At 75.4% G+C, this 23,827-nt stretch carries 19 protein-coding genes and 1 pseudogene; 6 read left to right on the plus strand and 14 right to left on the minus strand.

Features of this window, described 5'->3' with window-relative positions; translation table 11 throughout:
- Window positions 1-68: 68 nt before the first annotated feature.
- From egtD to PUR61_RS20015, 3 genes are all read left to right on the plus strand, one after another.
- Window positions 69-1,040, plus strand: coding sequence for an L-histidine N(alpha)-methyltransferase (gene egtD, locus PUR61_RS20005; protein ID WP_329880398.1), 972 nt, complete (start codon window positions 69-71; stop codon window positions 1,038-1,040).
- Between the two features lie 149 nt (window positions 1,041-1,189).
- Window positions 1,190-2,623, plus strand: a complete 1,434-nt coding sequence (locus PUR61_RS20010; protein ID WP_329880400.1) for a sugar porter family MFS transporter — start codon at window positions 1,190-1,192, stop codon at window positions 2,621-2,623.
- A 118-nt stretch (window positions 2,624-2,741) separates the two neighbouring features.
- Window positions 2,742-4,094, plus strand: coding sequence for a nitric oxide synthase oxygenase (locus tag PUR61_RS20015; protein ID WP_329880402.1), 1,353 nt, complete (start codon window positions 2,742-2,744; stop codon window positions 4,092-4,094).
- A gap of 104 nt (window positions 4,095-4,198) precedes the next feature.
- On the opposite strand, the pseudogene PUR61_RS20020 reads toward PUR61_RS20015, so the two are convergent.
- A pseudogene (locus tag PUR61_RS20020) lies at window positions 4,199-4,831 on the minus strand (TetR/AcrR family transcriptional regulator); the annotation flags it as partial.
- A 123-nt stretch (window positions 4,832-4,954) separates the two neighbouring features.
- Between PUR61_RS20020 and PUR61_RS20025 the strand changes: the two are divergent.
- The 3 genes from PUR61_RS20025 to fabG all read left to right on the plus strand — a co-directional run bounded on the left by PUR61_RS20025 (window position 4,955) and on the right by fabG (window position 8,331).
- Entirely contained in the window at window positions 4,955-6,118 is a 1,164-nt protein-coding gene (locus PUR61_RS20025; RefSeq protein WP_329880403.1) for an acyl-CoA dehydrogenase family protein, read from the plus strand.
- A 106-nt stretch (window positions 6,119-6,224) separates the two neighbouring features.
- On the plus strand, window positions 6,225-7,412 hold the full coding sequence (locus tag PUR61_RS20030) for a thiolase family protein (protein WP_329880405.1): 1,188 nt from the start codon (window positions 6,225-6,227) through the stop codon (window positions 7,410-7,412).
- A gap of 160 nt (window positions 7,413-7,572) precedes the next feature.
- Entirely contained in the window at window positions 7,573-8,331 is a 759-nt protein-coding gene (gene fabG / locus PUR61_RS20035) for a 3-oxoacyl-ACP reductase FabG (protein ID WP_329880407.1), read from the plus strand.
- 114 nt (window positions 8,332-8,445) lie between these two features.
- On the opposite strand, the gene PUR61_RS20040 is transcribed toward fabG, so the two are convergent.
- The 13 genes from PUR61_RS20040 to PUR61_RS20100 form a co-directional block, all read right to left on the minus strand.
- Window positions 8,446-9,072 carry a hypothetical protein gene (locus tag PUR61_RS20040; RefSeq protein ID WP_329880409.1) on the minus strand — a complete coding sequence of 209 codons (627 nt, stop codon included), beginning with the start codon at window positions 9,070-9,072 and terminating at the stop codon, window positions 8,446-8,448.
- Window positions 9,073-9,184: 112 nt separating this feature from the next.
- Window positions 9,185-11,317, minus strand: a complete 2,133-nt coding sequence (locus PUR61_RS20045; protein WP_329880411.1) for a hypothetical protein — start codon at window positions 11,315-11,317, stop codon at window positions 9,185-9,187.
- Between the two features lie 334 nt (window positions 11,318-11,651).
- Window positions 11,652-11,903 carry a hypothetical protein gene (locus PUR61_RS20050; RefSeq protein ID WP_329880413.1) on the minus strand — a complete coding sequence of 84 codons (252 nt, stop codon included), beginning with the start codon at window positions 11,901-11,903 and terminating at the stop codon, window positions 11,652-11,654.
- Between the two features lie 93 nt (window positions 11,904-11,996).
- A complete protein-coding gene (locus tag PUR61_RS20055; RefSeq protein WP_329880414.1) occupies window positions 11,997-16,010 on the minus strand; it encodes a LysM peptidoglycan-binding domain-containing protein in 4,014 nt (1,337 codons plus the stop codon).
- Complete coding sequence (locus tag PUR61_RS20060) at window positions 16,010-16,459, minus strand: hypothetical protein (protein WP_329880416.1); 450 nt, start codon at window positions 16,457-16,459, stop codon at window positions 16,010-16,012. The genes PUR61_RS20055 and PUR61_RS20060 overlap by 1 nt, the downstream gene beginning before the upstream one ends.
- Window positions 16,460-16,651: 192 nt before the next feature.
- Entirely contained in the window at window positions 16,652-17,185 is a 534-nt protein-coding gene (locus PUR61_RS20065; RefSeq protein WP_329880417.1) for a TadE/TadG family type IV pilus assembly protein, read from the minus strand.
- Entirely contained in the window at window positions 17,182-17,559 is a 378-nt protein-coding gene (locus PUR61_RS20070) for a TadE family protein (protein WP_329880418.1), read from the minus strand. Before PUR61_RS20070 ends, PUR61_RS20065 begins: the two co-directional genes overlap by 4 nt.
- Window positions 17,560-17,597: 38 nt before the next feature.
- Window positions 17,598-17,876, minus strand: a complete 279-nt coding sequence (locus PUR61_RS20075) for a hypothetical protein (RefSeq protein WP_329880419.1) — start codon at window positions 17,874-17,876, stop codon at window positions 17,598-17,600.
- Window positions 17,877-17,934: 58 nt separating this feature from the next.
- A complete protein-coding gene (locus PUR61_RS20080; RefSeq protein WP_329880421.1) occupies window positions 17,935-18,813 on the minus strand; it encodes a type II secretion system F family protein in 879 nt (292 codons plus the stop codon).
- A complete protein-coding gene (locus PUR61_RS20085; RefSeq protein ID WP_329880422.1) occupies window positions 18,810-19,865 on the minus strand; it encodes a type II secretion system F family protein in 1,056 nt (351 codons plus the stop codon). The genes PUR61_RS20080 and PUR61_RS20085 overlap by 4 nt, the downstream gene beginning before the upstream one ends.
- Complete coding sequence (locus PUR61_RS20090) at window positions 19,862-21,421, minus strand: CpaF family protein (protein WP_443034481.1); 1,560 nt, start codon at window positions 21,419-21,421, stop codon at window positions 19,862-19,864. The genes PUR61_RS20085 and PUR61_RS20090 overlap by 4 nt, the downstream gene beginning before the upstream one ends.
- A 70-nt stretch (window positions 21,422-21,491) precedes the next feature.
- Window positions 21,492-22,922: a hypothetical protein gene (locus tag PUR61_RS20095; protein WP_329880424.1), complete on the minus strand. Its 1,431-nt coding sequence runs from the start codon at window positions 22,920-22,922 to the stop codon at window positions 21,492-21,494.
- Window position 22,923: 1 nt separating this feature from the next.
- Entirely contained in the window at window positions 22,924-23,820 is an 897-nt protein-coding gene (locus PUR61_RS20100) for an SAF domain-containing protein (RefSeq protein WP_329880425.1), read from the minus strand.
- Window positions 23,821-23,827: the final 7 nt, after the last annotated feature.

Raw genomic sequence — 23,827 nt, forward strand, 5'->3', positions numbered from 1 at the left:
CCTCCCGAAGCCGTCTCTCCTGAAGATCTCCTCCTTTCTTCACTTCCTGAACAGAGGATCCATCCGCCATGAGCACCTTCGATCTCACCCGACTGCTGCCCGCCGACCACTTCAGCACCGCCCTGCGGCACGACGTGCAGCACGGCCTGACCTCCGAGCCCAAGTCGCTGCCGCCCAAGTGGTTCTACGACGCCCGGGGCAGCGAGCTGTTCGAGGAGATCACCCGGCTGCCCGAGTACTACCCGACCCGTGCCGAGCGGGCCATCCTGACCGCCCGGGCCGGCGAGATCGCCGCCGTCACCCGGGCCCGCACCCTGGTCGAGCTGGGTTCGGGCTCCTCCGAGAAGACCCGGCTGCTGCTGGACGCCCTGCGCGACCTGGGCACGCTGGACGCGTACGTACCGGTGGACGTCAGCGAGAGCGCGCTGGGCGCGGCCGGCGCGGCGCTCGCCACCGAGTACCCGGGGCTGGCGGTGCACGGCGTGCTGGCCGACTTCACCGCCCGGCTCGGCCTGCCGCCGGACGGCGGACCCCGCCTGGTCGCGTTCCTCGGCGGCACCCTCGGCAACCTGCTGCCCGCGGAGCGCGCCGCCTTCCTGCGCGGGCTGCGCGCCGCCCTCGACCCGGGTGACTTCCTGCTGCTCGGCACCGACCTGGTCAAGGACCCGGCGGTCCTGGTCGCCGCCTACGACGACGCGGCCGGGGTGACGGCGGAGTTCAACCGGAACGTGCTGAACGTGCTCAACCGGGAGCTGGCCGCCGACTTCGACCCGGAGGCCTTCGAGCACGTGGCGCTCTGGGACCCGGAGCGGGAGTGGATCGAGATGCGGCTGCGGTCACTGCGGGACCAGACCGTGAAGATCCCGGAGCTGGACCTGCCGGTCCACTTCGACGAGGGCGAGGAGCTGCGCACCGAGGTGTCGGCCAAGTTCCGCCGGGAGCGGGTGGCCGAGGAGCTGGCGGCGGCGGGCATGCGGCTCACCGAGTGGTGGACCGACGACGAGGGCCGGTTCGGGCTCTCGCTGGCCCGGCCCGCCTGATCGGTGGAGCCCTGCCGGCCCCTCCGATTTGATCGTTCACCTTACTAATCCAGGCCAGGGAGCTGCGGGCATCCCACGTACAACACTTGAACATTGAGGGGTTACGATCTCGGCTACCAAGCTCAGCGTTGAGTACAGGAGTCAAGATCGTGAGCGTCACCCAGCAGCCCGCGGGGCCCTCGGAGGCCGAGACCGGGCCGTCGTCCGGCCGGCTCGGCTTCGTCGTCTTCATCACCGCCGCCGCGGCCCTCGGCGGCTTCCTGTTCGGCTACGACAGCTCCGTGATCAACGGGGCCGTCTCCGGGATCCAGGAGAAGTTCGGCGTCGGTGACGGCGTGACCGGGCTGATCGTCTCCTCCGCGCTGCTGGGCTCGGCGGTCGGCGCCGCGCTGGCCGGGCGGTTCGCCGACCGGTACGGCCGGATCACCGTGATGAAGGCGGGGGCGCTGCTCTTCGCGGTCAGCGCCGTCGGCTCGATGCTGCCGTTCTCCGCCTGGGACCTCGCCTTCTGGCGGGTCCTGGGCGGAGCGGCCATCGGCATCGCCTCGGTGATCGCCCCGACCTACATCGCCGAGGTCGCGCCGACGAAGTACCGCGGCCGGCTGGCCTCGTTCCAGCAGGCGGCGATCGTCCTCGGCATCGCCGTCTCCCAGCTGGTCAACTGGGTGCTGGCGGACGCGGCCGGCGGTGAGACCCGCGGCCACCTGCTCGGCCTGGAGGCCTGGCAGTGGATGCTCGGGATCTGCGTCGTACCCGCCGCGGTCTACTTCGTGCTCGCCTCCACCATCCCCGAGTCCCCGCGCTTCCTGATCTCGGCCGGCCGCCTGGACGAGGCCCGCACCGTGCTCGCCGAGGTCGAGGGCAAGGACTCCGACACCGACGCCCGGATCGCCGAGATCCGGGGACTGATCGACACGGACCACCGTCCGCGCTTCCGCGACCTGCTCGGCGGACGGTTCGGTCTGCTCCCGATCGTCTGGGTCGGCGTCGGGCTCTCGGTCTTCCAGCAGCTCGTCGGCATCAACGTGATCTTCTACTACTCGTCGATCCTCTGGCAGTCGGTGGGCATCGACCAGACCAACTCGCTGCTGATCAGCTTCATCGGATCGGTCATCAACATCCTCGGCACCGCCGTCGCGATCCTGCTGGTCGACCGGATCGGCCGCAAGCCGCTCGCGCTGATCGGCTCGGCCGGCATGGCCGTCGCACTGGGCGCCTGCGCCTGGGCGTTCTCCTCCGCCACCGGCACCGGCGACGACGTCACGCTGCCCGACCTCCAGGGCACCGTCGCGCTGGTCGCCGCCAACGCCTTCGTGCTGTTCTTCGCGCTCTCCTGGGGCGTGGTGGTCTGGGTCATGCTCGGCGAGATGTTCCCCAACCGGATCCGCGCCGCCGCGCTCTCGGTGGCCGCCTCGGCGCAGTGGCTCGCCAACTGGGCCGTCACCGTCTCGTTCCCGGCGCTCTCGCGCTGGAACCTCTCCGCGACGTACCTCGCCTACGCGGTCTTCGCGGCGCTGTCGATCGCCTTCGTGGCGACGTTCATGAAGGAGACCAAGGGCGTGCGACTGGAGGACATGGGCTGAGCCCCGCCGAACCTCCCCGGCCCCCGCACCCTAGCGCCAAGAGCCCGGGTGCGGGGGCCGAATCGTTCACTCTCTGCGGCGCACCGGACACCTCCGGTATCCCTGGACGGCAGGAGGGATGTCCTTGATCTTCGACCGGCTTCGCACCCGCAGCGCCCGCAGACCCACCGCCGCGAACGGCGGGACCTGCCCGTACTCGCACGCCCACGTCCACGGCCACCTGGTGCCCGAGGAGGCGGCGGCTCCCGGCGGGGCGCCCCCGTCGGCCGACACCGACGGCCCGGAAGGGCCTGGAGGCCCCGAGGGCCCCGACGCCGCCTGGTCCGCGGACCCGGCGGACCAGGCGGACCCGGCGGACCCCGCAGACCCGGCCGACCCCGCGGACCACTTCACCGACCCCCGGCAGGCCGCCGACTTCGTCCGACAGTTCCACCGCGAGCAGCCCGCCGCCGGGGACCCGGAGCCGCGCGTCCGCGCCGTCCTCGACGAGATCGACCGGACCGGCACCTACGAGCACACGCCCGCCGAGCTGGCCCACGGCGCCCGGCTCGCCTGGCGCAACGCCGCCCGCTGCATCGGCCGGCTGTACTGGCGCAGCCTCGTGGTCCGCGACCTGCGGCACCTGAGCTCCGCCGACGACATCGCCGCCGAGTCCTTCGAGCACCTGCGCACCGCCACCAACGGCGGGCGGATCCGCCCGGTGGTCTCGGTGTTCGCCCCCGACCGGCCCGGCCGTCCGGCGGCCCGCATCCTCAACCAGCAGCTCGTCCGGTACGCCGGCCACCCGGCGGCGGACGGCGGGTGGACGGGCGACCCGGCCGGGGCCCGGCTCGCCGCCCGGGCCCGGGACCTCGGGTGGAAGTGCGGCGAGGATCGGTTCGAGGTGCTGCCGCTGCTGGTGCAGGAGCGGCCCGGCGAGCGGCCCGAGTGGTACGAACTGCCGGACGACACCACGCTCGAGGTCGACCTCGTCCACCCCGACCACGCGTGGTTCGCCGAGCTGGGCCTGCGCTGGTACGCCGTCCCGGCGATCAGTGACATGACGCTGGAGATCGGTGGTGTCCGCTACCCCACCGCCCCGTTCAACGGCTGGTACATGGGCACCGAGATCGGCGCCCGCAACCTGGCCGACGCCGACCGCTACGACATGCTCGCCACTGTCGCCGGGCGGCTCGGGCTGGACACCTCCCACGACCGCACCCTGTGGCGGGACCGCGCGCTGGTGGAGCTCAACGTGGCGGTGCTGCACTCGTTCCAGGAGGCCGGGGTGACCATCGCCGACCACCACACCGAGTCGGAGCGGTTCCTCCGGCACATCGCGCAGGAGCGGCGGCTCGGCCGGCCCACCCCGGCCGACTGGAGCTGGATCGTGCCACCGGTCTCGGGCGGGCTGACCCCCGTCTACCACCGGTACTACGACCCGGTGGACTCCTCGTTGCGGCCCGCGTTCGTGACCCGCGCGTCCTGGTGAGCACGGTCGGGTGCGGCGGAACCACCCGGACCGTCGGAACCGGCCCGGCCGTCGGAGGCGTCCGGGCGACCGGCCGCACCCGGTCCGCCCGCGGCGGCCGCGGCGCCCGGACCGCGCTCGTAGCGCAGGGCGAGCCCGTCGAGCAGCGCCTCCAGGCCGGTCTCGAAGGCGCCCTCGTCGATCGCCGTCCGGTGCTCGGCCAGCCGGTGGGCCTCGCCGAGGTGCGGGTAGTCGGCGGCGTCGTACAGCCCGGCGTCCTCGGGGAACCCGGCCGCGAACGAGGCCAGCGCCGAGCCGGTGACGAAGTACCGCATCAGCGCGCCGATCCGGGTCGCCTGCCCGCGCGGCCAGCCCGCCTCCACCAGGCACCCGAAGACGGCGTCGGCCAGTCGCAGCGCGTTCGGCCGGCGCCCGGGGCCCTGGGCGAGCACGGGGACGATGTGGGGGTGGGCGGCCAGCGCGGCGCGGTAGGAGCGGGCCCAGTCGCGCAGCGCCTCCGGCCAGGGCGCACCCGCGCCGAACATCGACAGGTCGACCTCGCCGATGACCCCGTCCACCACCGCGTCCAGCAACTCGTCCTTGGTGGCGAAGTGGTTGTAGAGGGACGGCCCGCTCACGGACAGCTCGGTGGCCAGGCGGCGGGTCGAGAGGGCGGCCAGCCCCTCCTCGTCGACCAGCCGCAGAGCGGCGGCGACGATGCGCTCGCGGCTGAGCAGCGGGGTTCGGGGGCGGGCCATCGGCGCGGTTCCTCCGGTCGGGTGGGTGTGGGGACCGATTCTGGCAGGTGCCCCTTCCCAGCGCGCCCGGTCGGGGCTACAGTCCCCTCGTAAAACTTGCAGCGCTAGTTTATCGGGGTCGCCATGAACCTGGAGCTCACCGAGGAGCAGGCCGCCGTCCGCGACCTCGCGGCCTCCTTCACCGACCGCGAGATCGCGCCGCACGCCGCCGCGTGGGACCGCGCCGAGTCCGTCGACCGCGCGATCATCGCCAGACTCGGCGCGCTCGGCTTCCTCGGCCTGACCCTCCCGGAGGAGTACGGGGGCAGCGGCGGCGACCACCTCGCCTACTGCCTGGTCCTGGAGGAACTGGGCCGCGGCGACTCCGCCGTACGCGGCATCGTCTCGGTCTCGCTCGGCCTGGTCGGCAAGTCGATCAACTCCTTCGGAACCGAGGAACAGAAGCGGCACTGGCTGCCCCGGCTCACCGCCGGCGAGGCGCTCGGCTGCTTCGCCCTCACCGAACCCGGCACCGGCTCGGACGCCGCCAACCTCACCACCCGTGCTGTCCGCGACGGTGACGACTGGCTGATCAGCGGCGCCAAGATGTTCATCACCAACGGAACCTGGGCCGACGTCGCCCTCGTCTTCGCCCGTACCGGCGGCGACGACCCCGACCGGCGGGGACACCGGGGCATCACCGCCTTCCTCGTCCCCACCGACCTGCCCGGCTTCACCCGCACCGAGATCCACGGCAAGCTCGGCCTGCGCGGCCAGACCACCGCGGAACTGGCCTTCGACGCCGTCCGGGTGCCCGACAGCGCCCGGCTCGGCGAGACCGGCAAGGGCTTCACCGTCGCCATGGCCGCGCTCGCCAAGGGACGCATGTCGGTCGCCGCCGGCTGCGTCGGCATCGCCCGGGCCTGCCTGGACGCCGCCGTCCGGTACGCGGGCGAACGCGAGCAGTTCGGTGCGCCGATCGCCTCCCACCAGCTGGTGCAGCAGCTGCTCGCCGGCATCGCCGTGGACGTCGAGGCCGCCAGGCTGCTCACCTGGAAGGTCGCCGACCACATCGACCGCGGCCTGCCGTTCGCCACCGAGTCCTCCGTCGCCAAGCTCTTCGCCAGTGAGGCCGCCGTCCGGGCCGCCAACAACGCTCTCCAGGTCTTCGGGGGCTACGGGTTCATCGACGAGTACCCCGTCGGCAAGTACCTGCGCGACGCCCGGGTGATGACCCTCTACGAGGGCACCAGTCAGATCCACCAACTGCTCATCGGCCGCGCGCTCACCGGCGTCAACGCCTTCTGACCGTCCCTCCGGCCCGATCCCTCCGACCACACCTCCGACCGCACCTCCCGGCCTGACGACCACTCCGGCCGGCTGCCCCCTCCCTCCCGACAAGGAGCCCGACGTCGTGCGTCCTGTCTACTTCGCCGCCGCCCGCCGCACACCCATCGGCCGGCTGCGCGGAGCGCTCGCCACGGTCCGCCCCGACGACCTCTCGGCGACCGTGCTGCGCGCCCTGCTCGCCGACCTGCCCGCCCTCGACCCGGCCCGGATCGACGACGTCTACTGGGGCGCCGCCAACCAGGCCGGCGAGGACAACCGGAACGCCGCCCGGATGGCCGTGCTGCTCGCCGGCCTGCCGGACAGCGTCCCCGGCGCCACCGTCAACCGGCTCTGCGCCTCCGGCCTGGAGGCGGTCACCATGGCCGCCCGGGCGATCGGCTCCGGCGAGGCGGACGTCGTGCTGGCCGGCGGCTGCGAGTCGATGACCCGGGCACCGTTCGTCCTCCCCCGCCCCGACGAGGCACTGCCGCACCGGATCGAGACCTACGACACCCGGCTCGGCTGGCGGCTCACCAACCCGCGGATGCCCGAGCTGCACGGTGTGCTGTCGATGGGCGAGACCGCCGAGGAGGTCGCCACCCGCTACGGCATCAGCCGTGAGCGCCAGGACGCCTTCGCGCTCCGCAGCCACCGACGGGCCGCCGCCGCCCGTAAGGACGGGCACTTCGACGCCGAGCTGATCCCGGTCGAGCGGCCGGACGGGGTGATCGTCGATGCGGACGAGTCGATCCGCGAGGACACCGGTCCGGAGAAGCTCGCCCGGCTCAAGCCCGCCTTCCGTCCCGAGGGCACGGTGACGGCGGGCAACGCCTCGCCGATGAACGACGGCGCGGCCGGGCTCGTCCTGGTCAGCGAGGAGGCGCTGCACGAGTTCGGCCTCCGGCCGCTCGGCCGGTACGTGGCCGGCGCCTCGGCCGGCGTGCACCCGGACGTCATGGGCATCGGCCCCGTGCCCGCCACCCGCAAGGCACTCGCCCGGGCCGGCTGGTCGCTCGGCGAGATCGAGGAGGCCGAGCTGAACGAGGCCTTCGCGGCCCAGGTCCTGGCCTCGGTCGACCAGTTGGGCCTCGACCCGGAGCTGGTCAACCCGACCGGCGGCGCCATCGCGCTCGGCCATCCGCTCGGCGGCTCCGGCGCCCGCATCCTCACCACCCTGCTGCACCGGATGCGCCGCACCGGCGGGCGCCGCGGGCTCGCGGCCATGTGCGTGGGCGTCGGCCAGGGGACGGCGGTCCTCGTCGAGTCGGCCTGACGGCCTGCGGCGCGGACTCGGACGACCCCTGGCGCCTGACGGCAGACGAATGACGCCTGACAACTGACAACTGGCGCCTGACGACTGACGACGGGAAGCTGTCGGCACCCCGTCCGCCGGCTTCCCGACCCCTTCCCGAAGAGCTACCGAAGGAACCGCTGTGACTCGTTTTGCAGGCAAGGTCGCCGTCGTCACCGGCGCGGCGCAGGGCATCGGAGCGGCCACCGCCCGGCTGCTGGCCGCGGAGGGCGCGGCGGTCGCCGTGGTCGACCTCGACGCCGGGCGGGCGGCCGGCACGGTCGAGGAGATCACCGCCAAGGGCGGCACCGCCCGGGCGTACGGCTGCGACGTGGCCGACTACGACGCCGTCGAGGCGGTCTTCGCGCAGGTGGCGCAGGATCTCGGCGGCCTGCACATCCTGGTGAACAACGCCGGGATCACCCGGGACAACCTCTTCTTCAAGATGCCCAGGGCCGACTGGGACGCGGTGCTGACGGTCAACCTCACCAGTGCCTACAACTGCAGCCACGTCGCCCAGAAGTACATGGTGGCGCAGAAGTACGGCAAGATCGTCTCGCTCAGTTCGCGCTCCGCCCTCGGCAACCGCGGCCAGGCCAACTACGCCGCCGCCAAGGCCGGGATCCAGGGCCTGACCGCGACCCTGGCGATCGAGCTGGGCCCGTTCAACATCAACGTCAACGCCGTCGCCCCCGGCTACATCGCGACCCCGATGACCGCCGCCACCGCCGAGCGGGTCGGCGCCACCGCGGAGGACCACCGGACGGAGGTGGCCGCCCGGACGCCGCTCCGGCGGGTCGGGCAGCCCGAGGAGGTCGCCTCGGTGGTCGCGTTCCTGGCGAGCGAGGACGCCTCCTACGTCAGCGGGCAGACCCTGTACGTCAACGGCGGAGCGCGCTGACGGGCGCGCCCGGGCTCCGGCCCTACGGCGGACGGCCGTCCCGGGTGGGCGCCCCCCTCACCCGGGACGGCCACGGCGTTCCCGGCCGCCGCCCCCTGCGGCGTGACCGGGCGCTCAGGCGTGACCGGGCGCCCAGGCGTGACCGGCGACGGCCTCTGCCAGCGGGGAGAAGAGCAGGGCCCAGTTGCCGGGCAGGTCCCTCAGCGCGGACGTGAGGACGCCGCGCACGACCGCCCACTCGTCGGGCCGGCCGCCCGCGCCGTCCTCCAGGACGGCCCGCAGACATACGTCCAGCGCCTCGGCGACGTCGTCCTCGTCGAACCCCAGCCGTGCGCAGGCCCGCTGAACCTCCGGCGACAGGGTGGACGCGTCGTCCCACTCGCCCGTCGCGCCCAGCAGACAGAGCAGGTGACTCCCCGGGTCGGGCAGGCCGGCGCGCAGACCCGCCGTGGTGAACTCCCGGTCCGTGTCCTCCGGCACCAGCGCCGACGTCTCGACCGCGTGGGCGACGAGCTCCGCCCAGAAGGCCTCGTCGTGCCGGCCGTCGGTCTGCCGCATGTGCTCGGCCGCGAAGGCCGCCATCGTGCCCGGGTCGTCGACCAGCGGCGAGACGACCAGGTCGCTCCGGTGGTCGAAGCCGAAGTAGTAGCGGTGGCCGTCCAGCGTGAGCGACTCGACGCCGGCCACGTGGCCGACCCGGTCGGGCAGCGGGTCCACGTGCTCGGCACGTTCCTGTTCCATGGGCAGGACCGTAGCGGTGGCCTCGGACAACACCGGCGGACGGTCCCGCCCGGTGGCCTGCCGGCGTTCCGCGACGCCCGGACGGGGCGTCGCGGAGCGACGGCGGCACCCGTCAGACGCGGTCGGGCTGAGCGGCGGCGAGGTGGGCCAGGTGGCGCTCGGCGGCACGGAGCTTCCGGCCGTCGGGGCCGGGGAGGTAGGCCCGCAGTTCGATGATCTCGGGGGCGATCCGAAGGGCCTCGGCGCGGTCCGGGATCGCCCGCCAGCAGGCTTCCGCGTTGGTCGCGGCCTGCTGGGTCTCGGGATGGTCCGGCCCCTGGGCACGGAGCAGGGTGAGGGCCACCTCGCGGTAGATGTCCGCCGCCTCGACGGTCCGCCCGGCGAGGCGGCAGATGTGGGCGCGGACCTGGCGGACCTGCAGCACCGGCGCGGAGACGGAGCCGTGTTCGCCGATCGCCTCCAGTTCGAGGGCGAAGGCCAGGTCGGTGGCGGCCGCGTGGTCCCCCGCCTCGGCACTGCGGACGATGCGGCCGATCACCTCTCGGTAGTCGGCGCGGGACTGGAAGGGGTCGGGCGCCGGCACGCCCTCCGTTTCGGTCTCGGCCTCGGCCCGGGGCTCGGCCTGAGGCTCGTCGGCGGCGTCCCCGGGCCTGGCGCCGACCGGAGCCGCGTCGGACGGAAGCGCGTCGGTCACCGGCACCTCGTCCGCCGCCGGGGCCTCCTCCGCCACCACGGTGTCGACGGTCGGCGGTTGCCAGGCGTAGGGCTTCAGCAGGTCGACCGGACGGGGCGCGGGCGGCGGGGTGGGCGGCACCTCGGCCTTGAGCAGGCCCACCCGGCCGTCGGGCTCCGCCGCGGCGACGGCGGGAGCGGGAAGGGGCGTGGCGCCTGACGGTTCGAGGGCCGCCGCCGGCTTGTCCAGGGTGACGGCGCGCCGGGGCCGCGGCACGGCGTCCTGCGGCACGGCGTCCTGCACCGGGGCGTCCTGCGGTACGGCGTCCTGCACCGGGGTGTCCTGCGGCAGGTCGTCCCGGGGCACCTCCTCCGGGGCGGCCGGGCGGGGCAGCACGGCGGCCGGGCTCGACCCCTCGTACAGGACGGGGTCCGCGGCGAAACCGTCGCCGCGGCGCGCGGTGTTGCGGAAGAACGGCCGGTCGGGCGCGTGGGTGGCCACGATGACGACGTCCGGGCGGAGCACCGAGTAGACCTGCTGACGCAGCTGCTCGGGGGCGAGGACGGCCTCGGCACCGGGGCGACCGCCGTGCAGCGCCTCGATCAGCGCACGGGTGAAGGTGCCGATCTGCTCGGGGTCGGGGCTGACCACCGCCCAGAGCGGCATGCCCTCGGCGAGCGGCGAGACGGCGCCCTGGAGGAAGGGCCACGCACTCTGATCGGCGCTCAGGTCCGCGATGACCAGGGTCTGCCAGTCGGTCGGACGGTGGCGCAACTCGGCCGCGACCGCCTGCCAGGGGAGGCCGTCCTGCCGCACGCTGCCGGGCTTGGAGTCCCGCAGGGTGAGGTGGAGTTGGCCGTTGCGCCGGTCGGCGAGCAGGTGGCCGCCCAGGTGGACGAGGAGCGGTCCGGGGTGGCGGGCCGCGGCCCGCAGATGGGCGAGGACGGTGTGGGGGTCACTGGCGGCGGGGAGGTGGACGGCGTCGACGGCATCGGCGGCGAGCAGCACCTGGGGGCTGACTGCGGCGAGCATCGCGGAGAGGACCGGGGCCTGCGCGGTTCCGCCGCGCCCCCAGGTACGGCGGCCGGAGCTGCCGTAGCCGCCCTCGACGACCAGGATCCGCCCGCGCGGCGCGGCGCCCAGGCTGCCGGGGCCGGGCAGCACTCCGGCGCCGGGCACACCCTGCGCCGGAACGCCGTGCGCGGGGGTGGTTCCGGGCCCGGCGAACGGCGGCGGGGCCGCCGAGGGCGGCGGCGGGGCCGTGCCGGCGCCCGCTGCGCCGTCGGCTCCCGCCGCACCGCCCATGGCGGGCAGGCCGGTGACGGTCCATCCGGTGGACGGCACCGGCGGCTCGGGCGCCGTCACGGGGACGGCCGCAGGTGCGGCCGTCGGCGGCTCGTAGAGCGCGGCCGGGCCGGGTGCGGGTGCGTCGACCGGTGGCTCGTACAGCGCGGCGGGACCGGGCGGATGATCGTCGTACGCGTTGCGCGGGAGCCATGGCGGCAGGTCGTCCTGGGGGCCCGCGTCCGGCGCCGGGTCCGGACCTCCGGGGACCGCCGTCGTCTCCGCCATCTCCAGGTCACCCGCCCTGCCCCGCCGCTCAGCGGCGTCGCTGCCTTGCCCCGCGTGGCGACTTCCACCACACCCGATTGCGCCACCCTACGAGATCCCGGCACACCCGAGCCAGGCCGGGTCGGCGATCGACGCCGGTCGGACACAGCTCGGGCACACGTCCGGCCCGCCCTCGGCCGACCGACCGCGGCGTAGCGAGGTCCCGGCGGTCCGGGCCCCCGCTCCGTCCAGGGTCCGGAGCTCCGTGCGCACCGGCTCCTGCGGACACGTCGGAATCCGGGCGACGCGGGCACGTTGGTGCAGTCGCACGGTGACCGGCTCACGGTCGCAGCCTTCAGCCGGAAGCCACTACGGCTCGGCGCCGTCCGATCCTGCAGCGGGTGGACCAGGAGCCGGCGGGCCGGATCCGTCGGCCGTCGGAGCGGACGACGGCGAGCCCGGTGCCCTCGCATCCGATCCGGTCCCCGGCCGCCAGGAACAGCGACCGGTCCAGCTCGAAGGCATAGCCGTCATCGGCCTCGACCGGGAGCGGTGCCGCGGTTCCCCTGCGTTCGACGACGCCCTTCACCGGGCTCCGTACCGTCATGCCCTGGACGGTACGGAGCACCCGTACCGTCCAGGGGCGGAAGGCCGGTCCGCCGGCCGTGCCCACGGGGTCGTGGGCTGCCCGGACACCGGCTCAGGAGCCGGCGAGGAGGTCGCGCAGCAGGGCCACCGTGTCGGCGTCCAGGTCCCGGCCGGTGCGGCGGCTGAGCGCGTCCAGGCGGTTGACGGCACGCAGCAGCTGGTCGCGGGCACCGGCCGAGGCGTAGGCGTAGAAGAGGTCGCGGTGCAGGAGTTCGACGTCCGGGGCGACGGCGAGGCCGCGGAAGACGGCGGCCTCGGCGCTGCGGTGGTCGCCGTACTGGAGGCGGCGGGCGGCGAGTTCGTGGGCGGTGTCGACGATCGCGGCGATCATGTCCTGCCGTTCGGACTCGGCCCAGCCGAACGCGGCGGGCGGTGCCTCCGCGAACGGGGCGCCCCGGACCAGGGCGAGGGCGTGGGCGAGGGCGGCGTCGGCGGTGGCACTGGTGCTGCGCATGCCGCGCCGGTAGAGGCCGCGGAACTCGTCCCAGTCGCAGGTGACGGCGGGGGCGAAGGCGTAGCCGTCGGAGGAGTCGGTGACCAGGAAGGACCGGCCGTCCGAGGAGGAGCCGAACCAGGAGGCCAGGTCGGCGAGCTTCTCGGGCAGCGGACTCCGGGCGTCGGCCGCGGTGGGGTGCGGGTCGAGGTGGGCCGCGCCGGGGTGCAGGTCGTGGTCGAGGGCGTGGTGGTCGGCGCCGGGGCGCAGGGCCAGGTAGACGGCGAGTTCGGTGAGCCGCAGGACGGTGGCGGGTTCGGCCGGGCCGCCGGTGCCGGCCACGTCGACCGGGCCGAGCAGACGGATCCGGGGCGCGGTCCGGGTGGCGTGGGCCTCCGGGGATCGCAGGATGGCGAGCAGGTCGTCGCTGTCGCTGCGGCCGGGGGTGGTGCGGGCCACCGGGGCGACGGCCGTCGGTCCGGATTCCGTGACGGGGGCCACCGACGGCACGGGCGACCCGGGGGACGGCTCCGGGCGGGCGGGGAGCCGCGGATCGGCACCGGTGGGCGCGGGCGCCGGGTCGTGCGTCGGCAGCGGCTCGGGGGCGGGCACCGGCTTCCCGGCCGGGGCGGGTGCCGGCGTGACCGGCGTGACCGGCTGGACGGGCGCGACCGCACCGGTGGGCGTCCCGGTCCCATCGGACACCCGGAGGTTCTGGGTGGTGTCCTCTCCGCCGGACGTCGTGCCGGTGTCCGGGCCGACGGGGAAGCCGGCGGCCGGGCCCGCCGGGGCGGCGGGTGTGGCGGCCTGTCGCCCGAGGCCGTTGACGAGGTGACGCGGACCGGGGACGACGGCCACCGCCGCGGAAGGCGGGACGGCCACGGCCGGGGCGGCCGGCAGAGCGGGCACGGCGGGGACGGTGGACCCGGCGGAGGCGCCGTTGGCCGACCCACCGGCCGACCCACCGGTCGACCCGTTGGCCGCGGCGGGCGCCGCCGGGTCGGTACCCGCGAACGGGCTGGCGCCCGTGCCGATCACGCGGGCGAGCAGGCGCGGGCCGGCCGCCTCCGGGGCGTCACCGCCCGTGCCGTCGCCGAGGTCGGGCTCGTCCGGCGATCCCATCAGGAATCCGCCGGAGGGACCGCCCGACGCCCCCACGCCGACCAGGACCGGTACGGGCGGGAGTTCGGCCGGTTCGAGGTCGTCGAGGCCGGGGCCGTCCAGGGTCCAGGCGGGAGCGGGGTGCTGGGTCTGGTCGTCGGCGGCCCGGAGCAGCTCGGCGACCTGCTCGTACTGGCCGGTGGTCAGGCGCTGCAGTTCCAGGGTGAGGTGCAGGCCGGGGATGGTGGCCTGTCCGATGGCCGGCAGGGTCCAGCGGGCGACCGGGCCGGTGCCGCGCTCGGGCGCCCGGGTGACCACGGCGACGCACGTCCGCGGGCGGCCGTCGAGGAGCCGGCCGAGCTCGGCCGGGACGTCCCCGCCCGGCTGGTGGCCGCAGAGCACGATCTCGGGGGTCCACGACTCGTCGGCCTGGCCGCGGCTGCGGGCCTCCCGGGGGCTGGTGGCCTCGGCGGCGACCAGGGTGGCCCGGGCCTTGGCGGTGCGCGGGCCGAGGGCGGCGAGCGCGGCCTCCAGGGTGGGGTGACGGTGGATCCGCTCGGCGGCCGGGCCGCTGATCGGAATCTCCTCCGCGAGGTCGACGAGGTGCAGGTGGAGGCGGTCGGCGAGCGGGCTGTGGGCGAGTTCGAGGGCGAGGGTGCGCAGGACGTCGCGGGCGTCGTCCGGGTGGCCGGAGAGGTGGAGCAGCCGGACGGTCTCCAGGTCGGCGAGGATCACCGAGCCGTCGGGCGAGGAGCCCAGGGTGACCAGGGCCGGGTAGGGGGCGGCGGTCTTGCGGGCCTGGGCGCGTGACAGCAGTCCGTCCGAGTCGGCCGCGCACCACCAAATGTCAGGGGCGTGGGCGGCGCGGAACGGGGCGATCGGGGCGGCCGCGCCGGAGAGGTGCAGCTCGATCGTCCGGCCGGGGGTGATCCGGGCGGCGACGACGGCGGGCAGCCGCTTGCCGCCGCGGACGGTGTTGCGGGCCATGCTGCGCAGGGCGCGGTCGAGCAGGTCGAGACCGGCCTCGTCCTGGCGGGCCTTCAGTTCGGCCTCGAAGGCGGCGGCGGGGGCGGTGGGCAGGGCGATGCGGTGCCGAGGCCGCCGCCCCCGGAGCTGGGTGCCGCGCTTGCGGGCGACGGCGCCGACCATGACGGCCGCCAGCAGCACGCCGACGGTGGAGGCGGCGAGGGCGACGGTGTAGTCGTCGCTCGGGGCGTCCTCGGCGTGCGCGGCGGGCGTCTGGGCCGGGGTCTGCCCGGGCGCCGGGGCCTGTGCGGGAGCGGGGGTCTGGGCGGGCGCCTGGGTGGCGGGTGCCGGTGCCGGTGCCGGCACCTGGGTGCTCGGTGCGGGCGGTGGAGGGACCGGGGCCGGGGCCGGTTCCGCCGCCGGCGCGGGCGCCGGGGCGGGCGCCGGGGCGGGTTCGGGTGCCGGGGCCGGGGCGGGCGTCGCCGCGCCGGGCAGGCTGAGCACCATCCCGGGCACCACCACGTCCGGGTCGGTGAGTCGCTCCCCGTCCGGCGCCTGGACGCCCTTGTTCGCGTCGAACAGCTTCGGCCAGGCCTCGGCGTCGCCCAGCTCGCGCTCGGCGATGACCGACAGGCTGTCCCCGGGCTTCACCGTGACGGTGCCGGTGCCCTGGGCGCCGCTCGCGGGCGTACCCGCCTGCGTCGTGCCGGTCGCGGGCGCCGGAGCCGGCGCCGGGGTCCCGGCCTCGTCCGGCTTGGCGTCGCCCGGCATCACCAGTGCCCAGCCGGGGTGGATCGGCCGGTCCGCGTCGAAGCGGTTGCCCGAATCGTCCATCACCCGGCCGTCGTTGAGCTTGGCGATCTCCGTCCAGCGCTCGCCCGAACCGAGCTGGCGCTCCGCGATGGACCAGAGGCTGTCGGCCGGCCTGCTGTCCCGCACCGTGTAGGTGGACTGCTGGTCGGCGGCGGGGGCGAGGGAGGGTGCGGCCTGCGCGGCGGGCAGCGCGGCCCGCTGCGCCGCGGCGCCCGCCTGGACGGCCGCGGTCGCCACCTGGGGGCGCTCGGGGGTGGCGGCGAACGCCGAACCGGCCACCGGCACCAGCGCGATCACCGCACCGACCAGGCCGGCGGCGGCGCGCTGGCTCCAGCCGAACGCCGGGATCCGCCGGGCCACCCGGCCGCGGAGCTGGGCCGGGATCTCCAGCAGGACGGAGAGCGCGAAACAGGCCCAGCCGACCCAGCCGACCACGACCAGTAGCCAGAGGAACAGCTGCCCGTCGTCGGGGCTGGTCAGCAGCGCGCCGAGGCCGTCCGGTGCGAGCGGGCCCATGTCGGCGACCGCGCGGGTGCCGTAGAGCAGCAGCGCCGGGACGCCGAGCAGCAGTCCCAGCAGGGTGATCAGGGCCGCGATCGCGGCGAGCACGGCGCCGCCCCGGCCCCGGCGGCCGCCGCTGCCGCCGCGGTGCGACGGCCGCGACGACGGCCGCCGGCCGGACGCGGGAGTGGCGGGCACACCCCGGGCCGGACGCCCGGCACGGGTCTGGTCCTTGGCGCGTGGCGCGGCCATCAGTCGGTCTCCGCTTCCTTGACTCCGTGGACGAGGGCTGCGCTTCCCTTGCCCGTGATCTTCCTGTTGGCGAGTTGGGTCAGCAGGACGGGCCGGTACTCGGTCTCCACCGTGATGGTGACGGCCGCCCCGTCGGGCGAGAACTCCACGAACTTCGCGGCCAGACCGTACAGCGCGAGGTAGCTGTTGGCGGCCTCCTCGGCGTACTCCCGCTTCACCCGGTACCCCTCGCCCCGCAACAGCGCGGCCTCGTCGAGCTGTTGGCCTGCCACCCGGGCGGCTTCCTGCGCGTAGGCGTCGGTGTTCTCCGCGACGCGCAGCTTGCCGCCGGCGTCGATGATGAGGGCGATGACCACGGCGACGAACGCCGAGCAGATCGCGACGAAGATCGAGAGCGTGCCCCGGTCCGAACGGGCACGGAATCGAGGTGCCCCGCGTCCGCGCGCCATGGCGCCCCCTCCCGACATGCCCGTCCACCCTCCCCCGGGCGCTCTCCGCTTGCGTTTCCCCCGCCCGGGGCGTCCCCAATCCCCGTCCGGGTACCTCGTCGTCACGACCTCGCCACCGCCCACCCCACGGCCCGACACATCCCTGTCCGGGGAGGGCTCCGGCCCGCCCCGTTCGCTCCGGCGCACGCCCGTTCACCCGCCCCGGTAGCGGTCCACGACCGAGACGAAGCTGCCGGTGAGCGTCTTCGACACCGGCCCGTTCAGATTCGGCCCGCCGAGCAGGTCGGACAGTCCGACCTCGCACCGGACCGACACCGTGACCGTCGCCATGGTGGTCCCGTGACTGACCAGTTCCCCGTGCGCCACGGTGACCCTGCTGCTCGCGCAGTGCACGCCCTGCTGCTCCATCGCCTCCACGGCGGACTTCTTCGCCGCCGCATCCATCGCGTCGACGCCACGCGCCAGCGAGGCGGTCCGGGCGGCCGAGCGGGCCGCGGCCTCCACCGTGCCGGCGGCGGTCTGCACCCGGCCGGCCGCGACGGTGACCAGGATCAGTCCCACCACGGCGGGCGCGACGATCGCGGCCTCGACCGCGAAACCGCCGCCGTCCCGGCCGAACGGCGACCGGGCGGACCGGGCTGCGGCGAACCCGCGCGCCCGTCCGACCGCCCACCCGGACGGCCGGTCCGCCGACTTCCCGGTCCGCCACCGGAGCCGCCCGCTCACGGTCCCACCACCTGCGGCGGGACGAACCGCTCGCGCGGCGCCTCGGCGCGCTGGGTCACGGTCGGCCGCGTGACGAAGGGGATGACCACGGGCGCCGTCACCTCCACCGTGACCCGGATCAGCACCGGCGTGCTGCCGTCGGTGCTGATCGCGTGGTCCTCGCTGCCCTGACGGCCGAGGAACGCCTCGGCCTGCTTCCGCGCCGCCTCGTTCTTCAGCTCGTCGCTCCGGTTGCCCTGGACGCGGCCCGCGTCGACGCCCTCGCGGGCAGCGGTGAGGGCGAGTTGGCGGTAGTACCACCACAGGCCCGTCTGCGCGACGGACAGGATCAGGATCAGCACGACCGGGAAGACGATGGCCAGGCCCAGGCTCAACGACCCTCGGTCGGAACGGCGGAGACGACGACCTCTCATCACGGGGTGGCGCCGCTCCCGGGCAGGTTCGGGTCCTCGTTGACCTTGTCGACGACCTTCTTGTTCAGGCTGTAGAGCGCGGTCGCGACGAGGCCCGCGACGAACACCAGCGCGATGACGGCGAGCGCCAGTTCGATGCTGATGGCGCCCCGGTCACCACGCGCACGGGCCGCCTTCGCGCGGCCCATCCGGAAGTGGAACAGCAGCAGGGCGAACCGGACCGGCAGAAGGGTCGGCCCCGCCAATCGGGCCACCAGGTACGTGAGGTGGGTGTTCATCAGTTTCTCCCAGGGTGCGTCGTGGTGACGGAGGTTGCTGACCTCCGCGAGGGGTACCTCAGTTGAGCATCTTGTGCAACGCGGGATAGATGATCAGCACGGTCATCAGCAGGGTCAGCGCGGCCCCCGGAGCGACCATCCGCTCGCTGTCGGAGTTGGCCCGGGCGAGGTCCTCGGCGAGCAGTTCGCCCCGCAGGCCCTTGGCCCGGGCCCGCAGTGTGTCGTAGACGGCCGCGCCGTCGGTGCCGGAGATCCGCATGATGTCGGCCACGTCCTGCAGCGGCGTCAGCCCCAACTCGACCGCCAGCGCGTCCAGTCCGGCCCAGGGCGGCAGCCGGTCGGTGGCCGCGCGGTCCAGTGCGTCCCTGATCCGCCGGAACACCGCGCCCCGGCCGACCGCGGCGGCCCGCCGCAGCGCCTCCGCCGGACCGAGGTCGGCGGCCCGTTCCATCGCCACCAGCTCCAGGTAGGCGGCGACGCCGTGGAGGTACTCGACGCGGGCCTCCTTCGCCTCGCCGCGCACGATGGCGTCCGGGAGGAACCAGAACAGCCCGGCCAGCAGCGGGCCGACCAGCAGCGGGAGCACGAACGGCAGGCTCATGTCGAGCAGCATCGCCGCCACCACCAGGTAGGGCGGCAGGACGAGGCCGATCAGGGCGAACATCAGCTTGTGCGCCATGAACCGGGCCGGGGTACGGCCGATCAGCGCCAGGTCGCGTTCGGGGATGCGCACCCCGCGCAGGCTGATCGAGCGCTCGCCGATCCGGTCGAACCAGCGCGGCCGTTCCTCCGGGTCGGGGGTCCGGTCGGCGGGGGTGCGGTGCAGCCGGTCCAGCGCCTGGCCCAGGTCGGGCGGGGCAGGGCGGAGTTCGGCGATCAGCAGGGCGATGCCGCCGGCCGCCGCGGCGCCGGCCAGCACGGACCACGGGGAGATCATCGTGCCTCCCCGAACAGCCGGGCGCCGACGTCGGCACCGCCGGTCGCAGCACCGCCGGTCGCGGCGCCACCCGGGCCACCGGGCCCTTCGGCGGCCCGGCCGCCCGCACCGCCCTCGGGTGCGTCAGCACGCCGCGCGGCCCGGCCGGTCCGGCTGCGCCGGTCCAGCTCCAGCAGGCGCGGGACCGGTGGATGCGAGGCCAGCGCCCGCATCCAGGCGATCACCGCCACGAACAGCGCGGCCACCACGGCGAGGACGCTCTGGCCGAGCACCGTGCTGTACGGGCGGGTGTACTCGGTGTTGAACGAACCGATGGTGACGACCAGCACGATGATGCCGACCAGCCAGCGGATGGTGGTGCGGTGCTTGGCCCGGTCGGCCTCGATGGTGCGGCGCTGGCGGACCTCCTCGCGCACCGATTCGGCCATGTCGGAGAGCGCCCGGGCCAGCCCGGGCCCGCTGTCCCCGGAGCGCAGCAGCAACGCGGCGAGCACCTTGTCGGCGGTGGCGTCGGCCATGCTGTCGGCGAAGGCGCGCAGCGCCTCCTCGGGCCGCCAGCGGGCCTGCAGCCGGGCGGCCAGCTCACCGACCTCCCCCTCGATCGCGGCGGGCGCGGTGCGGCGGCTGGTGACGATGGCCTGGTTGAGGCCGACACCGAGCAGCAGCACGTCGGCGATCCGCTGGGTCCACTCGGAGAGCGCCTCCAGCCGCTCGATCCGGTCGGTGTCCGAACGGGTGGTGTCGAACAGCCAGGGCAGGCCGAAGACCGCCAGCGGGACCAGCAGCGCGGTCAGCGGGATGCCGGTGAACAGCCAGCCGAGCGGCGCGCCGGCCAGCGCGAGCGGCAGCTGGATCCGGCGCAGCCGGACGATCCGCCCCGAGGCGGTGCCGGGCGCGCCGTACCAGAAGACGTGCAGCCGGCCGCCGAGCGGGTTGGAGGTCTCGCGGTCCCCGTCCGGTTCGGCCGCCGGGTCGCTGCCGCGGGCCCAGGCCACCAGGGCGACCAGGCCGCCCATGACGAGCAGGCCGCAGAGCACGAAGAGCGGCATCATCGGGCGCCACCGCCGATCCGGAGCTGGAGCGGTGCGGCCCAACTGCCGTACCGGGAGCCGAGCAGCGACGCGTCGAAGCCTGCCCGGCGCAGGTCGTCCAGACACTGCGGCGGGGTGTGCGGGACGGCGCGCGGCTCGCCGAGCTCGGGGCGCGGGCCGAACACGGTGTTCAGCGCGGGCCGGCCGCTCTCGCCGAGACCGGTCACCTCCAGGACGTGCGAGACGAACCGGTGCCGGCGTCCGCCGACCGGCGTCTCGTCGACCATCGCCACGTGCACGATGAGGTCGACCGCGTTGGCGGTGAGCCGGTAGGCGAGCGCGTCGGTCATGTGCGAGCCGTACTCCAGGCAGAGTTCGGCGATGCGGTCGACCACCATGTGCGGGCCGCGGGCGTGCAGGGTGCACATCGAGCCGCCCTCGCCGTTGGTCATCACCCGCAGCATCGGGACGACCTCGCCGGAGCGGACCTCGCCGACGATGATCCGGGAGAGGGTCATCCGCAGCGCGGCCGGGATCAGGTCGCCGATGGTCAGCTCGCCGGCCGAACGGCCCTCGACGCGTTCGCCGTTGCCCTCCCGGGCCTCCATCGGCACGACCTGGCGCAGGTGGCCGAGGGTGTGCAGCCAGAGTTCGAACTCCGACTCCAGGGTGCCGATCCGCTCGTCGGGCGGGATCTCCGCGGCCATCGCGCGCAGCAGGCTGGTCTTGCCGACGCCCTGGGTCCCGGTGATCATCACGTTCTTCCGGGCCCGGATGGCGGAGGCCAGGAAGGAGGCCAGGGTGGTGTCCAGGGTGCCGAGCCGGACCATCTCGGGCAGCGTCGCGGAGGCCACCCGGTGCCGACGGATCGCCACGTAGGGGCGCGGGGTGACCTCGGTGAGCGCCTGGAGGCGCATGCCGCCCTCCAGGCGCAGCGCGAGGGTCGGGCTGGCGGTGGAGAGGGAGCGTTCGCCGCCGCCGTGCTGGCGGGCCAGGTCCTGGAGCAGTTCCACGAGTTCGGCGTCGCTGTCGGCCACCGGCGGGACCTGGCGCAGCGGCTGGTGGACCCGGGAGATCCAGACGTCGTCGCAGCCGTTGATCAGGATGTTCTCGATCTCCGGGTCGTCGAGGTAGGGCTGGAGCCGGCCGGCCCGGAAGAGCAGGTCGAAGACGGCCTCGGCGAGCGCACGGTCCTGGTCGCGGGTGGGCGGGATGCCGTGGGTCTGCGCGTAGGCGTCGGACCAGCGGGCGACGGCCTCCTCGATCAGCGCGCGACCGCGCTGGCGGCGGGTCGCGCGGTCGGGTTCGGTTCCCGAGCCCGCGGTCAGCCGGAGAATCTGCTGGTGCAGCTCGGCGGCCACCTGGCGCTTGAGCTCGCGCGCCACCTGCGGGTCGACGGCCGGGCGGGTGCCGGCGCCGCGCCGGTCGAGCGAGGGCAGCTGGGAGGGGACGGCGGTGGCCGTCGCGGCGCCGCCCTGCTGGGCTCCCGGCGGCACGGGCGCGGCACCCGCCGGGGCGGCCGGGCCGGGCCCGACCGGGCCTGCGGTCACCGGACCCGGCGTGACCGGGTTGGGCATGACGGGGCCGGGGAGGGGTGTCGACCAGGGCAGCGCGGCAGGGTCGGTGGCCGGCTGCTGGTGCAGGGGGCTACCGCGCACGGAGCACCTCCGTCTGGGCGAGGGGGTCGCTGGATGCGGTGCCGTACGGCTGGTGCGCGGGCCCGGTCGGCTGCTCCGGCGTGCCGGGGGCGGGCGGGGCAGCGTGCTGCGGGGGTGCGGTCCGGGCGCCGTACTGCGCGGCGCCGGGCGACGGCGGCCCGTACGTCGGGGCGCCGGACTGCTGGGGCTGGAACTGCTGGGCCTCGTACGGCTGCGTCGCGTGCCGCTGCGTTGCGCCGTTCCGGGTCCCGTCGTCCGGGGTCCCGTACGGCTGCGTCGCCTGCGGCTGCGTTCCGAACGGCTGCGTTCCGTGCGGCTGGCCGGCGTCGGGCCGGCCGGGGTTCTGGGGGTACTGCGGGGCGGAGTGCCGGCCGCCGTACTGCTGGGTCTGGTGCGCCTGCTCCCCGGGTGTGCCGCCGTGCCCCGGGAAGGACGCGGGAGCGGCCGGCTGCGGTGCCAGCCCCGCGAGCGGGGCTACCGGCCCGGTGGTGATCACCGGCGGCACGGGCCCGTACGGCTGGGCGGGCTGCGGTGCCTGCGGCGGCGGGTACGCGTAGCCGGGCCCGTCGGCCGGCTCCGGGGCGGGCCCCGTTCCCGGGGCGAGCTGTGCGGGTGGGGCCGGCTGGGAGGTGGGCGCCAGCCGCTGCCGCCGCCGGCGCACCGTCAGCTGGAGCTCGTCCGCCGCCGAACGCGCCGTCCGCATCAGCTCCGAGCGGACGAACCGCCGGTCGGTGACGTCGCCGCCGTCCGAGAGCACCCGGGCGGTGCGCTGCGCGTGCGGCAGCACCCCGAGCACCGGCAGCCCGAACTCGCGGGACACCTCCGCCCCCGAGTACGGCCCCTCCGCGACCAGCAGCAGGCCCAGCGCGTCCGCCCCGGTGCCGGCCGTGCCGAGGTCCTCGGCGAGCGCGGCCAGTCGGGGCCGCGACGCGCTCAGCCCGCGCAGGGTGGTGCGCACGGTGGCCGCCACCACGTCGGCCCGGCGGGCCAGCACCGCGCTGGTGCCGGTCGCGCCGGAGCGGCCGAGGTCGAGGAGGACGTCGTAGCCCTGCGGTTCCAGCCCGTGCAGCACCTCCATCAGCGGCTCCCACGTGTAGGCGAGCCCGGGTGCCTGGGTGGGGTCGGTGAGACCCGGCAGCAGGAGGCGCTCGGCGTTGCCCTCCGGCGAGAGGTCGATCAGCTGTTCCCACAGCGCCTGGGCGAGCAGCCCGCGCCGGTCGGCGACGGCGAGGTTGCGCAGCCCGTACACCGCCTCGACCCGGCCCTCCAGGGCGCCGGCCAGCACCGCGCCGCCGTCCGGATCGCACTCGACGAGCAGGACGCGGCGGCCGGGCTGCAGCGGCCAGGCCAGCAGCAGCGCCAGCGCCGTCGTGGTGGCGCCGGGTGCCCCCGGGCCGCCGACCACCGCGATGACCGCCATCTCAGGCCCCACCCGCCCCGGACGGCGCACCGCTCGCGGCCCCCGAGGACGCCGCGCCCGTCGGTGCGGGCGTCCCGACCCGGGCCGCGGACGGCGTGGCTCCCGAGGGCGCGGCTCCCGACGGCGCCGAACCCGACGGTGTCGCTCCGGTCCCCGGAGTCGCGGAACCCGCCGCGGAGGGCGCCGCCCCCGGGGCGGGGCGCGGTGCCACCACGATCTGGATGCGTCCGCTCGCGACCCACGCCGCCAGGCGGTTGGCCTCCGCCTCGGCGGCCACCACGTCGAAGACCTGGCTGCCGTCGCCCTCCACCCGGCCGACCGTGTACACGGTGGCGGAGAGCGACTCGATCCGGTTGCCGTCCGCGGTGTTCACCACGAGGACCGGCATGCCGGGCTGGAGCCTGGTGGCCGGCAGCTGGGTGCGCTTGACCGAGACACCGACCAGGAGCTGTCCCGGGCCGAGGACGAGTGTCTGGGCCAGGTCCCGTTTGGTGAGCAGCCCGCCGCGGTGGAGGTCGGTGGTGGCCCGCATGCCGACCGCCTTGTCCCGGTCGGCGGCGGCCAGCGGGGTGAGCGCCGGATCGCCGGCGATCCGCACCACCACGAGGTCGGCGGCGGTCAGCGTCTGCCCCCACTGCACGTCACGGGCGAGCGCCAGCACCGCGACCCGCTGGCCGGTGCTGTTGTAGAGGACGGCGCCACCCAGCCCGCCGGCGGCTATCAGGGCCACCGCCATCGCCAGTACGGCGGGCCGACGGCGCCGCGCCCCGAGCGTCCGCCCGGGGGCGTGCGGCGCGCCGCGTCCCTGCTCCGGCACGGCCACGGAGGCGGACCCGGCGGTCGCGGTCGCCGTGGCGGACGTGCCGGACCCCGGCGTGGCAAAGGTACGGTTCTCCACCGGGCTT

Origin of the sequence: Streptomyces sp. BE20, from assembly GCF_036322525.1 — a bacterium.
Classification (GTDB): Bacteria; Actinomycetota; Actinomycetes; order Streptomycetales; family Streptomycetaceae; genus Kitasatospora.

What these genes read in the sequence shown, in the direction of transcription:
- PUR61_RS20090 (WP_443034481.1), bottom strand. Translation starts at nt 21,421, where the DNA reads ATGCCCAACCCGGTCACGCCGGGTCCGGTGACCGCAGGCCCGGTCGGG.
- PUR61_RS20095 (WP_329880424.1), bottom strand. Translation starts at nt 22,922, where the DNA reads ATGGCGGTCATCGCGGTGGTCGGCGGCCCGGGGGCACCCGGCGCCACC.
- PUR61_RS20085 (WP_329880422.1), bottom strand. Translation starts at nt 19,865, where the DNA reads ATGATGCCGCTCTTCGTGCTCTGCGGCCTGCTCGTCATGGGCGGCCTG.
- PUR61_RS20055 (WP_329880414.1), bottom strand. Translation starts at nt 16,010, where the DNA reads ATGGCCGCGCCACGCGCCAAGGACCAGACCCGTGCCGGGCGTCCGGCC.
- PUR61_RS20025 (WP_329880403.1), top strand. Translation starts at nt 4,955, where the DNA reads ATGAACCTGGAGCTCACCGAGGAGCAGGCCGCCGTCCGCGACCTCGCG.
- PUR61_RS20075 (WP_329880419.1), bottom strand. Translation starts at nt 17,876, where the DNA reads ATGAACACCCACCTCACGTACCTGGTGGCCCGATTGGCGGGGCCGACC.
- egtD (WP_329880398.1), top strand. Translation starts at nt 69, where the DNA reads ATGAGCACCTTCGATCTCACCCGACTGCTGCCCGCCGACCACTTCAGC.
- PUR61_RS20080 (WP_329880421.1), bottom strand. Translation starts at nt 18,813, where the DNA reads ATGATCTCCCCGTGGTCCGTGCTGGCCGGCGCCGCGGCGGCCGGCGGC.
- PUR61_RS20060 (WP_329880416.1), bottom strand. Translation starts at nt 16,459, where the DNA reads ATGGCGCGCGGACGCGGGGCACCTCGATTCCGTGCCCGTTCGGACCGG.
- PUR61_RS20040 (WP_329880409.1), bottom strand. Translation starts at nt 9,072, where the DNA reads ATGGAACAGGAACGTGCCGAGCACGTGGACCCGCTGCCCGACCGGGTC.
- PUR61_RS20050 (WP_329880413.1), bottom strand. Translation starts at nt 11,903, where the DNA reads ATGACGGTACGGAGCCCGGTGAAGGGCGTCGTCGAACGCAGGGGAACC.
- PUR61_RS20045 (WP_329880411.1), bottom strand. Translation starts at nt 11,317, where the DNA reads ATGGCGGAGACGACGGCGGTCCCCGGAGGTCCGGACCCGGCGCCGGAC.
- PUR61_RS20015 (WP_329880402.1), top strand. Translation starts at nt 2,742, where the DNA reads ATGTCCTTGATCTTCGACCGGCTTCGCACCCGCAGCGCCCGCAGACCC.